At 55.8% G+C, this 12,794-nt stretch carries 7 protein-coding genes; all 7 read left to right on the top strand.

The genetic code is table 11. From position 1 onward, the window contains the following. The first annotated feature begins 32 nt into the window (after positions 1-32). Complete coding sequence (locus QPM17_RS04345) at positions 33-836, top strand: DUF2797 domain-containing protein (protein ID WP_422732731.1); 804 nt, start codon at positions 33-35, stop codon at positions 834-836. Positions 837-866: 30 nt separating this feature from the next. Further along, a complete protein-coding gene (gene pepN, locus QPM17_RS04340) occupies positions 867-3,515 on the top strand; it encodes an aminopeptidase N (protein ID WP_285389078.1) in 2,649 nt (882 codons plus the stop codon). A 177-nt stretch (positions 3,516-3,692) separates the two neighbouring features. Beyond that, entirely contained in the window at positions 3,693-5,081 is a 1,389-nt protein-coding gene (locus QPM17_RS04335) for a DUF1329 domain-containing protein (protein WP_285389077.1), read from the top strand. 154 nt (positions 5,082-5,235) lie between these two features. Then, a complete protein-coding gene (locus QPM17_RS04330; RefSeq protein ID WP_285389076.1) occupies positions 5,236-6,384 on the top strand; it encodes a YCF48-related protein in 1,149 nt (382 codons plus the stop codon). A 46-nt stretch (positions 6,385-6,430) separates the two neighbouring features. After that, entirely contained in the window at positions 6,431-8,815 is a 2,385-nt protein-coding gene (locus QPM17_RS04325) for an efflux RND transporter permease subunit (protein ID WP_285389075.1), read from the top strand. A gap of 186 nt (positions 8,816-9,001) precedes the next feature. Further along, positions 9,002-9,985 (top strand): TAXI family TRAP transporter solute-binding subunit, encoded by a 984-nt coding sequence (locus tag QPM17_RS04320; protein WP_285389072.1) that lies wholly within the window; start codon positions 9,002-9,004, stop codon positions 9,983-9,985. Positions 9,986-10,072: 87 nt separating this feature from the next. Further along, positions 10,073-12,673, top strand: coding sequence for a TRAP transporter permease (locus tag QPM17_RS04315; protein WP_285389070.1), 2,601 nt, complete (start codon positions 10,073-10,075; stop codon positions 12,671-12,673). Positions 12,674-12,794: the final 121 nt, after the last annotated feature.

Below are 12,794 nucleotides of genomic sequence, written 5' to 3'. Positions count from 1 at the left end.
CACTGGTTGATATAACTGGCCGGTTGCGCAAGATGCCGGCAGAACCGGGCAGTCCGGTCAGTTATACGATCCGGGTAGGGGACACACGGGTTCCCCTGAACGAGATGATTGGTTACCCGTTGCAGCTTGATTTTGATGGCGTGATTCGTTGCATCAATTGCGACAGGAAGACCAACAAGAGTTTCAGCCAGGGTTACTGTTACCCCTGTTTTCGCAAACTCGCTGCCTGCGACAGTTGCATCATGAGCCCGGAGAAGTGCCATTACCATGAAGGTACCTGCCGCGAGCCGGAGTGGGGGGAATCCCATTGTATGATCGAGCACGTGGTCTATCTGGCAAACTCTTCCGGCCTGAAAGTCGGCATCACCCGTGGCTCTCAGGTCCCCACGCGCTGGATTGACCAGGGCGCTGTCGATGCCATTCCGATGGTGAGGGTCACCACCCGTCAACTCGCGGGTTTCGTGGAAGTTGCCTGCAAAAAGCACGTTGCCGACCGGACCAATTGGCGGGCGATGCTGAAGGGGGACATTCCTGAGCTGGATCTGGTTGCGGAGCGCAGTCGCATGCTTGATCTGATTGCCGACGACCTGTCCGAGCTGCGGGCTGCCCACGGTGAGAGCGCCATTACTGCTGTCGAGGAGCAGGCCCTTGAACTGAGTTATCCGGTGCAGGTGTGGCCCCGGACGATAAAAACCCATAATCTGGACAAATCACCTTCAGCAGAAGGCGTGCTCCAGGGGATCAAGGGTCAGTATCTCATTCTGGACACGGGCGTGATCAACATCCGCAAGTACACCGGTTACGAAGTCCGCTTCCGGGTCTTTCCAAACACCTGAACCAGGCTCAACTATTTCTGGAGATCACGAATGCGTACCAGCCAGCCACAAACCATTTACCTGAAAGATTATCGCGTACCCGCCTTTCTGGTGGACCACGTGGATCTGCGTTTCGAGCTGTTTGAGGACGGGGCGCGGGTCTACAGCCTGCTGTCCATGCGCCGCAATCCTGACAGTGACGGTAGTGACACGAGTCTTGAGCTTGATGGTGATAGCCTGACCACACTGGAATCAGTGAGTCTCGATGGAAGCGAGTTGGCAAAAGATGCCTACGAGGACCGCACAGACAGGCTGGTCGTCCATGACGTGCCGGATCAATTCGAACTGGGCGTGGTGACCTGGATCGAACCACAGAACAACACCCGCCTGGAGGGCCTCTATAAATCGTCCGGCATGTTCTGCACCCAGTGTGAAGCTGAAGGTTTCCGCTGCATTACCTACTTCCCTGATCGCCCCGACGTGATGGCTCGTTTCCGCACCCGCATTGAAGCGGACAAGGCGAGCTTCCCCATCCTGCTGTCCAACGGCAACGATGTTGAAAAGGGGGAGCTGGACGGTGGCCGGCACTTCGTGACCTGGGAAGACCCATTCCCGAAACCCTCCTACCTGTTTGCCCTGGTGGCAGGGGATCTGGTGGAGCAGCGCGACAGCTTTGAAACCATGTCCGGTCGCGAGATCGACCTGCGCATGTACGTGGAGCCCCGCAATGTGGAAAAGTGCGCCCACGCCATGGATTCTCTGAAGCGCGCCATGCGCTGGGATGAAGAAGTTTACGGGCGTGAATACGATCTCGATATCTTCATGATCGTGGCGGTGGATGACTTCAACATGGGTGCCATGGAGAACAAAGGGCTGAATATTTTCAACTCCTCCTGCGTGCTGGCCAGTCAGGAAACGGCAACGGATCAGGCGTTCCAGCGCATCGAGTCCATCGTTGCCCATGAGTATTTCCACAACTGGTCCGGCAACCGTGTTACCTGTCGCGACTGGTTCCAGCTCAGCCTGAAGGAAGGCTTTACCGTCTTCCGTGATTCCCAGTTTTCTGCTGATATGGGCTCGCCCACGGTCAAGCGTATTGAGGACGCCACCATGCTGCGCACTGCCCAGTTCGCAGAAGATTCCGGTCCCATGGCCCATCCGGTGCGCCCTGAGTCGTACATGGAGATCACCAACTTCTATACCCTGACGATCTACGAAAAGGGGTGCGAAGTGGTCCGGATGATCCACACGCTGCTCGGCGCGGACATGTTCCGCAAGGGCAGCGATCTGTACTTTGAGCGCCATGACGGCCAGGCGGTAACCACCGATGATTTTGTCCGGGCCATGGAAGATGCCAGTGGCCGCGACCTGTCCCAGTTCCGTCTCTGGTACGAGCAGGCAGGTACGCCAGAGCTGACTGTGCGGGATGAGTTTGACCAGGGCGCCGGGATCTATCGTCTGACCATTGAACAGGTCATTCCGGACACCCCGGGCCAGACCAACAAGAAACCGCAGCACATTCCGTTTGCTGTCGGACTCCTGGGGGCAGGTGGTGAATCCCTGCCACTGAAGCTGAGCGCCGGTGAAACGGATGCCCCGACAGACCGGATTCTGGAGTTGACCGAAGCCAGCCATACGTTTGAGTTTCATGACCTGGCGGAGCGGCCGGTCCCGTCGCTGTTGAGAGATTTCTCGGCGCCAGTCCGGGTCTATTATCCATGGACCCGTGAACAGTTGATGTTCCTGATGAGTCACGATCCCGACGGTTTCAATCGTTGGGACGCCGGGCAGAGACTGGCGGTTGATGTGATCAGCGAGCTGGTGGGTGATACCGGCAATGAAGCGATTGATGGGGGGCTGACGGACGCCTACCGGGGGTTGCTGTCGGATGTTTCTCTGGATCAGGCGCTGGTTGCCAAGATGCTCCAGCTGCCTTCCGAAGCCTACCTGATCGAATTGGCAGAGAAACCCAATGTGCCTGCCATTCACCAGGCCCGTGAACGCGTGCTCAAGCATCTTGCCGCCGCCCTGCGGGATGATCTGCTTGCCTGTTACCGGCGCAACACTGTTGAGGGGCGCTATGAGGTGACGCCAGAATCCGTTGCCCGCAGGAGTCTGCGAAATACTGCGCTTGCCTGGCTGCTTCATATCGACGATGAGGAAGGCCGGTCCCTGGCGGTAAGCCAGTTTGAAAGGGCAGACAACATGACGGACCGCATGGGTGCGCTGAGGGCACTGGTGAACTCCGGCTATGAGCAGGCGCGTGATGAGGCACTGGGCGCCTTCTATGAGCGCTGGAAGGCAGACCCCCAGGTGGTGGAGCAGTGGTTTGCGGTGCAGTCCGGTAGCAGCCGCACGGGCGGCTTGCCCAAGATCCGGGAACTGATGGAGCACCCTGCCTTCGACTGGAAAAACCCCAACAAGATCCGCTCTGTGATTGGCGTGTTTGCTGGCCAGAACCTGCCGGCATTTCATGCCGAAGACGGCGCAGGCTATCGGTTTCTGGCAGAGCAGGTCCGCAGGCTCGATGACAGCAACCCGCAAATTGCCGCAAGGCTGGTGTCGCCGCTGACACGCTGGCGCAAGTTTGCGCCGGTGCATGGTGAGCAGATGAAGACGGCGCTGGAATCCATCAGGGACAAATCAGGCCTCTCACGGGATGTCTATGAGGTGGTTCACAAGAGCCTTGCCGGCCAGTAGACGGGAGGGGCTGGAGCTGTATCCGCCTGCCGCAACAGGTACAGGCGGATACAAAATCGCACTTTCGGTCGATAGACAATGTCGGTCAATCGGCTAATCTGTCAGGAGCCGATATTCCATGACAACACAATAAGAAAAGCCTCGCACAGGGCTTTCAGACAGGTTTAAGGTTAAACAATGAAATACAAAAACAACGTAATTCTGGGCAGTCTGTTTGCTTTTTCTGTCTTTGCAATGCCAGTAGGCGCTGCCGTTTCCGCCAGTGAAGCCGCTCGCCTTGGGCAGGATCTGACTCCATTCGGTTCCGTGAAGGCCGGCAATGAAGCCGGTACCATTCCTCCCTGGACAGGGGGGCTGACCGAAGCACCTGAAGGTTACAAGGGCAGCGGCCAGCATCACATCAACCCGTTTCCGGACGATGAAGTCCTGTTTACCATCAATGCATCCAACATGGACCAGTACAGCGAGCACCTGACTGACGGTCTCCGTGCCATGCTGGAAACCTACCCGACTACGTTCCGAATCCCGATCTATAAGAGCAGGCGCACTCACGCTGTGCCCGACTGGGTTGCTGAAAATACCAAAGAAAATGCCGTTGAGGCTGAGATCGTTGGCAAAGGCGAGGGCATTGACGGTGCTTTTGCTGGTTACCCGTTCCCGATCCTGCATGGCAACAATGAAGAAAAGGCCTGGCAGGTTATCTGGAACCATCTGACCCGCTGGCGTGGCGTCTCCATTACCCGTCGCTCCAGTGAAGTGGCGGTTCAGACCGATGGGGATTACTCCCTGGTCACGTCACAGCAGGAAGCCTTCTTCAACTACTACAACCCCGAAGGCAGCGAAGAAGATCTGGATAACGTCATCTTCTACTACCTGTCGTTCACCCAGTCGCCGCCCCGTCTTGCCGGTGGTGCGATCCTCATTCATGAAACCCTGAACCAGATTATCAATCCCCGTAACGGTTGGGGCTATAATGCCGGCCAGCGGCGGGTTCGCCGTGCTCCCAATCTGGGGTATGATTCCCCGATTGCGGCGGCGGACAACCTGCGAACAGCGGATGACACCGATATCTTCAACGGTGCGCTGGACCGATACAACTGGAACTACGAGGGAATGCGAGAGATTTACGTTCCCTATAACAACTATCGTATCGGTGAAAAAGGCACGCCATACTCGGAAATTCTGGGTATTTCGCATCTAAACCCGGATCTGACCCGTTGGGAACTCCATAGGGTGCATGTTGTAGAGGCCACCTTGAAGGAAGGTGAGCGCCATATCTATGGCAAGCGCAGGTTCTACGTGGACGCCGACAGCTGGAATACACTCCTGTTGGACCAGTATGATGGCCGCGGCGAGTTGTGGCGGGTAACCATGGGCCTGGCAAAGAACTATTATGAGCTGCCGGGCGTCTGGACAGTGCTGGACGCGTACCATGACCTGCAGGCACGTCGTTACCACGTGCTGGGTCTTGATACGGAGGAGCCTTCAACTCGCGAGTTTACCAACGACGTGCCCAACCGTCGTTACTTCTCGCCGGCGTCACTGCGCCGCAGGAGTGTGCGTTAACGTCGGCGCCTTTTGGTTGGAAACGATTTTCGCCAGAGACGGATGGCGACGAATATACCGGTGGTCGGAAGGCCGCCGGTATATTCATAGTATCCGCCGGTATTGCCGGCGAAATCAGAGTGACACAGTTCAATACAACATATAGGCAATCTGAATGGCTACAAGGTTGATGTGCAAGACTCTGGGAGCAGCCTGTCTTGGAGTATCCATGGCAATGTCTGCGCCCTCGGTGTTTGCGCTTGCAGATATCATCGAAACCCCTTCCCGGCCCACAATGCTTGCACCGGAGAATCTGCTCACCGACGCTGACCGCGCAGGCGAGCGTATCGTGGCGGCTGGTGAACGTGGTCATATCATTTTTTCCGATGATCAGGGTGAAACCTGGACGCAAGGCGAAGTTCCGGTCCGTGTGACCCTGACGGGCGTTGACTTTGGCACAGACACCCACGGCTGGGCAGTGGGTCATAGCGGCGTCGTTTTACATTCAAACGATGCAGGCGAGAGCTGGGAACTCCAGTTGACCGGTATCAAGGCTGCAGAGCTGGCCATTGAGAGCCGGCAGGAGCAGATAGAAGAGCTTGAGCAGGAAATCGAAGAAGCGCCGGAGGAGGAAAAGGCGGATCTTGAGTGGGCTCTGGATGACCTGTATTTCTCGATGGAGAATCTGGAATCCGATCTCGAGATCGGTCCGGTTAACCCGCTTCTCGATGTCTGGTTTGAAAATGAAAACCACGGTTTTGTAGTGGGTGCCTACGGCATGTTTCTGCGCACCACCGATGGTGGTGAAAGCTGGCGTGACTGGTCTCCCCGGGTCGAAAACCCTACCGGCTTTCACCTCAATAGCATCACCCGGATCACCGGCGGAGCGCTGGTCATCGTGGGTGAAGCAGGGCTGATCTTTGTTTCCGTTGATGGCGGCGAGAGCTGGGAAAAGCGTGAAAGTCCCTATGAAGGTTCACTGTTTGGTGCCATTGGCACGGGCCAGATTAATGAGATTCTGGCGTTCGGCCTGCGCGGCAATATGTTTCTCTCCACCGATCTGGGCCGGAGCTGGAAAGTTGTCCCGAATGAGGCTGGCGCAACGCTCAATGATGGCGCGGTCTCGGACGATGGCAGAATTACCCTTGTTGGTAACGGTGGTACGGTTCTGATGAGCACAAATGGCGGCGAAACATTCCGGCCCTATTCCCGGGACGACCGGGAGGGTGTGATGGACGTTGTCCCGGTATCTGGAACCAATCTTCTGCTCGTGGGTGAGGGTGGCGTCAAGCACACCGATGCACGCGGCAAGGATCTTCAATAACGCCCTGATGCGGCACCAACAGATTGAAAACGAGAGGGGCTTTTGAATGTCGAACCCGAAGCATGACAAGGGCGAGCATTACCTGACTACGCCGAAGGCAGAACCGTTCCTGGAACGGCTGATCTTCAACAATCGGGCGATCATCCTGATTGCATTTTTCTTCTTGACCCTGTTCCTTGGCTATAACGCCGTCAAGATCCAGCCGGATGCCAGTTTCGAGCGGATGATACCGCTGGAGCATCCTTACATCGTCAATATGCTGGAGCACCGGAACGACCTGGAAAACCTGGGGAACTTCGTTCGTATCGCCGTAGAGGTGGAAGAGGGCGATATCTTCACCGCGGAATACATGGAAACCCTCAAGCAGATCACTGACGAGGTTTTCTATCTCAATGGGGTGGATCGCTCCGGGCTTAAATCGCTCTGGACCTCCAATGTTCGCTGGGTGGAAGTAACCGAGCAGGGCTTTCAGGGCGGTACCGTCATCCCGGACAACTACGATGGTTCCCGGGAGAGCCTTGAGCAACTGCGTCAGAACGTGCTCAGGTCAAACGAGGTAGGGCGCCTGATTTCGGACAACTTCAAGTCAACGATTGTTTACGCGCCACTGTACGAAAACAACCCGGAGACTGGCGAGCCTCTGGACTACGGTGAGTTCTCGCGTCAGCTGGAAGAGAAGATACGGGACAAGTACGAAGCCCAGAATCCGAACATTGATATCCATATTGTTGGCTTTGCCAAGAAAGTGGGCGACCTGATTGAGGGTATCGGCTCCATTGCCTGGTTTGCCGGTATCACAATCATTCTGACCACACTGCTGCTGTATGGTTACTCCCGTTGCATTACCGGGACGCTGGTGCCGGTGTTTACTTCCATCATCGCTGTGTTCCTGCAACTGGGTACATTGCGGTTGCTGGGCTACGGTCTGGACCCATACTCCGTGCTTGTTCCGTTCCTGGTGTTCGCCATTGGTATCAGTCATGGCGTTCAGATCGTCAACGCCATGGCAGTGGAAGCGGCAAAAGGATTTGATGCCATTACCGCAGCGCGACTGGCATTCCGGGCGCTTTATATCCCGGGTATGTTGGCCCTGATTTCCGATGCCTTCGGTTTCCTGACCCTGATTTTCATTGAAATCGATGTAATCCGGGATCTCGCCGTTGCAGCGGGTATCGGTGTGGCGTTTGTTATCCTGACCAACCTGGTGTTGCACGTACTGATCATGTCCTACCTTGGCATCTCCAAGGGTGGCGTTCGCCATGTGCAGAATCACGGTGAGAAGCAGGACCGCAAATGGCGCATCATGTCTTACTTTGCGCACCCGGGTGTGGCTCCGATTTCACTGCTGATTGCAGTGATCGGTCTGGGACTTGGCCTGTATTACAAGCAGGATCTGAAGGTTGGCGATCTTGATCAGGGCGCGCCGGAGCTGAGAGCTGACTCGCGCTACAACAAGGATAATGCCTTCATTATCGAGAACTACTCGACAAGTGCTGACGTGTTGGTGGTGATGGTGAAAACCAAAGAAGAGCAGTGTACCCAGTACAATGTTCTTCGCGCCATGGATACGCTGCAGTGGGAGCTGCAGAACACGCCGGGCGTTCAGTCGTCCGCGTCGCTGGCAAATGTGTCCAAACTGGTTACAAAGGCGCTGAACGAGGGTAACTGGAAGTGGTATGAAATATCCCGCAACCAGACCATCATCAATGCTTCCATCAGGGAAGCCCCTGCCGGCCTGATCAACACCAACTGCGACCTTACGCCCGTACTTGTTTTCCTTGAGGATCACAAGGCGGAAACGCTGGAGACAGTGACTGAGCGTGTTGAGGAGTTTGCCAGCAACCATAACAATGAAGATTTCAAATTCCTGCTGGCGGCTGGTAACGCAGGCGTGGAAGCGGCGACCAACGACGTTATCTCCAGCGCCAAGAACATGATGCTGATCTTCGTCTATGGCGTGGTTGCCTCACTGTGCTTGCTGACCTTCCGGTCGATCCGGGCGGTGCTGTGTATCCTGATTCCGCTGGGGCTCACTTCCATTCTGGCTGAGGCTATCATGGCGGTGTCCGGTATCGGTATCAAAGTGGCGACCCTGCCTGTTATTGCCCTGGGCGTGGGTATAGGTGTTGACTACGGCATTTATATCTACAGCAAGCTCGAAAAGTTCCTGCTGGAGGGCAAGACACTCCAGGAAGCCTATTTCGAAACCCTGAGGTCTACCGGTAAGGCCGTTATCTTTACGGGTGCCACTCTGGGTATTGGTGTGGTGACCTGGATCTTCTCACCCATCAAGTTCCAGGCCGATATGGGGCTGCTGTTGTTCTTCATGTTCATCTGGAACATGGTTGGCTCCATCTGGCTGCTGCCGGCCCTGGCGCGCTTCCTGCTGCGCCCGGATCGCATGGTTGCCAAGGCGCGCGCGAGCAAATAATATCTCGCCAGCCTGAACAAAAAAGCCCGCTCTGCGGGCTTTTTTGTTGTTCGCTCAAGTGCTTAGCGTGCCAATCCTCGCTTTATTTATGACGCAAAGTGGTCTATGTTTTAAGGCGAACGTGGAAAGTGCCTGTGTTGTGGCACAGGCCAAAAAAAGCAAAAACGAACACAAAAGGGAAACGTTATGGCACTGAAACAGAAATTCTCTGCACTTGCGGTTGCAGCTGCGGTCAGCTTCGGAGCGACCTCAACAGCGGTTAACGCGCAGGAACAGCAGTTCGTTACTATCGGAACGGGTGGTGTAACCGGTGTTTACTATCCGGCGGGCGGGGCAATCTGCCGCCTGGTCAATATGGATCGTAAAGAACACGGTATTCGCTGCTCTGTTGAGAGTACCGGTGGTTCGGTCTATAACCTCAATGCGATTCGCCAGGGCGAACTTGATCTTGCCGTTGCCCAGTCTGACTGGCAATACCATGCCTATAACGGCACCAGTCAGTTTGAGGACGACGGAAAGAACGAAAAGCTTCGGGCCGTATTCTCACTGCATCCGGAGCCATTCACGGTTGTTGCCAGCAAGGGCTCTGGCATCAAGACGTTTGAGGATCTTGAAGGCAAGCGGGTGTCGGTCGGTAACCCCGGCTCCGGTCAGCGCGCGACCGCCGAGGTGCTGATGGACGAAATGGGCTGGACCATGGACAAGTTTTCCCTGGCCGCGGAACTGAAAGCGGCTGAGCAGTCCCAGGCCCTGTGTGACGGCAACATTGACGCTTTCTTCTATACCGTTGGTCACCCCTCCGGTGCGATCAAGGAAGCAACCACCTCCTGTGACAGTGTTATCGTTAGTGTGGATAACAAAGCCACAGAGAAGCTCATTGACGATAATCCCTACTATCGTAAAGCCGTTATCCCGGGTGGTATGTACAGGGGAACTGATAACGACGTAACCACCTTTGGTGTTGCCGCAACGTTTGTTTCATCCACGGACGTGTCCGAGGATGTTGTTTATGAAGTCGTCAAAGCCGTTTTTGAGAATTTTGACAGCTTCAAGCGCCTGCACCCTGCGTTCGCCAACCTGGAAAAGGAAGAAATGGTGTCCGATGCCCTGAGTGCGCCCCTGCACCCGGGCGCCAAGAAGTACTATAAAGAAGCCGGCCTGATCGACTGATCCTGTAACCGGTAAAAACCACACCGCAGGCAGGCCAGCCTGCGGTGTTTTGATCTCCGACCCGCTATATTCTTACAGGATCCAGATATGGCCAATAGCGAACCGAGAGCCGGGGACAAGATCGACAGCGCAAAAGTTGCAGAGGTTCTCCAGACCGAAACCGGTGGAAGAGCTGCAACCGGCATGGCTGCCAAGATACTCTTTGTTGTTCCTCTGCTTTGGTCACTTTTCCAGCTATGGATAGCATCGCCGCTTCCTTATATCGTCGAGTTCGGCGTTTTTAACTCGACGGAATCACGGTCTATTCACTTGGCATTTGCCACCTTCCTGGCTTTTTCTGCCTACCCGATGATTCGCGGCCGGCATGTGGATCATGTGCCTTTCTATGACTGGATTCTTGCACTGGCAGCTGCCTTCGCAGCTTCTTATCTGTTTTTCTTTTACGAAGAGCTGTCGACACGACCAGGCGCGCCTATAACCCAGGATCTGATCGTCGCCCTGGGCGGCATTGTGTTGCTCCTGGAGGCTACCCGTCGGGCCCTGGGGTTGCCGCTGACTATTGTGGCCGGTGTCTTCCTTATCTATGCACTGGCCGGGCCGTATATGCCCGATGTCATTTCCCACAAGGGTGCAAGCCTGAGCAAGCTTTCCTCCCATATGTGGTTGGGCACCGAGGGTGTATTCGGTGTTGCCCTGGGTGTCTCCACCAGCTTTGTTTTCCTGTTCGTTCTCTTTGGTGCGCTGCTGGAGCGCGCCGGGGCAGGCAACTACTTTATTCAGGTTGCCTATGCCATGCTCGGTCACATGCGTGGCGGGCCCGCCAAGGCCGCTGTCGTTTCCAGCGGTTTGAGTGGCGTGATTTCCGGTTCGTCCATTGCCAACGTGGTCACCACCGGTACGTTTACCATCCCGCTGATGAAGAGGGTAGGCTTTCCCGCTACCAAAGCAGGCGCCGTTGAGGTGGCCGCTTCCACCAACGGACAGCTGACGCCTCCTATCATGGGTGCGGCCGCCTTCCTGATGGTCGAGTATGTGGGAATTTCCTATCTGGAGGTTATCAAGCACGCGATTCTGCCGGCGATGATTTCCTACGTGGCACTGATCTATATCGTTCACCTGGAAGCCTGCAAGCTGAAGATGAAAGGGATTGAGCGGCTTGATCGTCCGACCCTGGCCCAGCGCATGCTCAACTGGGTTGTGATCCTGCTTGGGCTGAGTGCCCTTACGTTCATTGTCTATTACGGCATTGGCTGGCTGAAGGTGGTGCTTGGCGAGGCAGCTGTGTGGGTGTTGGGACCCTTACTGCTTTTTGTCTATATAGGGCTGGTCTGGTATTCCACGCGCTTTCCTGTTCTCGAACAGGATGACCCTGATTCAGCAATGGATACGCTGCCGGAGGTCGGGCCGACGGTCAAGACGGGCCTTTACTTCCTGTTGCCCGTGGTGGTTCTGGTCTGGTGTCTGACAGTTGAACGTTTCTCTCCCCAACTGTCTGCCTTCTGGGCCACGGTATTCATGATTTTCATCGTCATTACCCAGCAGCCTCTGAAGGCCTTTTTCCGCAAGAACGGTCATTTCCTGGCTGAAACAAAAACCGGTTTCTTGGATCTGACGCATTCGCTGGTTACAGGTGCCCGGAACATGGTCGGTATCGGCGTGGCGACAGCGACAGCTGGTATCGTGGTCGGTACGGTGACACTGACCGGCATTGGCCTGGTGATGACCCAGTTTGTGGAGTTCATCTCAGGCGGCAACCTGCTGCTGATGCTGATCTTTACCGCCATTATCAGCCTGATTCTCGGCATGGGGTTGCCCACCACCGCCAATTACATCGTGGTTTCCACTCTGATGGCGCCGGTCATAGTCACCCTGGGCGCGCAGAATGGACTGTTGGTGCCGCTCATCGCGGTCCACCTGTTTGTGTTCTACTTCGGCATACTGGCGGATGATACGCCGCCCGTGGGGCTGGCCGCCTACGCGGCGGCTGCCATATCCGGTGCGGATCCGATACGAACGGGTATCCAGGGCTTCACCTATGATATCCGGACCGCCATTCTTCCGTTCATGTTTATCTTCAACAACCAGTTGTTGCTTATCGGGCTGACAGGGTGGCTTGACCTTCTGGTTACCATCGCCAGTGCGGTAACGGCCATGCTCGTGTTCTCTGCAGCCACCCAGGGCTACTGGTTTACCAAGAGCTATAAATGGGAGTCGGCGCTGCTGTTGCTGATCACGTTCACTCTTTTCCGCCCGGGCTACTGGTGGGATATGGTCTATCCGGCAACGGAGGACCGTCCGGGATCCGAAGTGGTTGAACATGTTGAGAATGTTCCTGCTGGCGAGTCCATCGTTCTGCAGGCGTCCGGCATGGCCTTGGATGGTGATGAGGTATCGACCTATCTGAGCCTGCCTTTACCGGCAGCCGATACCCCTCATGAAAGACTGATGGAGGCGGGGCTGGAACTCTCCCGCGATGGTGACAAGATGGTGGTGGATTTTGTGGGCTTCGGCAGCCCTGCGGAAGACGCCGGAATCAGCTTTGGCTGGACCATCGATTCCGTTCAGGTTGAAAACGAGCGTCCACCCAAAGAGCTTATGTTCATCCCCTCACTCATCCTCCTCGGCCTTGTAGCCTTCGGCCAGTTAAGGCGACGGACACCCGAGGAGGCAAGCGCTTACAACTTGTAGCCATCCCAAAAAGCCCGGCATTAACCTGCCGGGCTTTTTTCTGTTAAACTCCTGCGCGCAACGGTCCGCGGTTTGTGTCGCGGCCAACCGTCAACATGTGGTCTTTGGTACGGATCACCTC

Source organism: Marinobacter azerbaijanicus (genome assembly GCF_030250645.1).
Classification (GTDB): Bacteria; Pseudomonadota; Gammaproteobacteria; order Pseudomonadales; family Oleiphilaceae; genus Marinobacter; species Marinobacter azerbaijanicus.
Note: the sequence above shows the minus strand (reverse complement) of the source record. Positions and strands in the feature narration are given on the sequence as shown.

What these genes read in the sequence shown, in the direction of transcription:
- QPM17_RS04345 (WP_422732731.1), top strand. Translation starts at nt 33, where the DNA reads ATGCCGGCAGAACCGGGCAGTCCGGTCAGTTATACGATCCGGGTAGGG.
- pepN (WP_285389078.1), top strand. Translation starts at nt 867, where the DNA reads ATGCGTACCAGCCAGCCACAAACCATTTACCTGAAAGATTATCGCGTA.
- QPM17_RS04335 (WP_285389077.1), top strand. Translation starts at nt 3,693, where the DNA reads ATGAAATACAAAAACAACGTAATTCTGGGCAGTCTGTTTGCTTTTTCT.
- QPM17_RS04330 (WP_285389076.1), top strand. Translation starts at nt 5,236, where the DNA reads ATGGCTACAAGGTTGATGTGCAAGACTCTGGGAGCAGCCTGTCTTGGA.
- QPM17_RS04325 (WP_285389075.1), top strand. Translation starts at nt 6,431, where the DNA reads ATGTCGAACCCGAAGCATGACAAGGGCGAGCATTACCTGACTACGCCG.
- QPM17_RS04320 (WP_285389072.1), top strand. Translation starts at nt 9,002, where the DNA reads ATGGCACTGAAACAGAAATTCTCTGCACTTGCGGTTGCAGCTGCGGTC.
- QPM17_RS04315 (WP_285389070.1), top strand. Translation starts at nt 10,073, where the DNA reads ATGGCCAATAGCGAACCGAGAGCCGGGGACAAGATCGACAGCGCAAAA.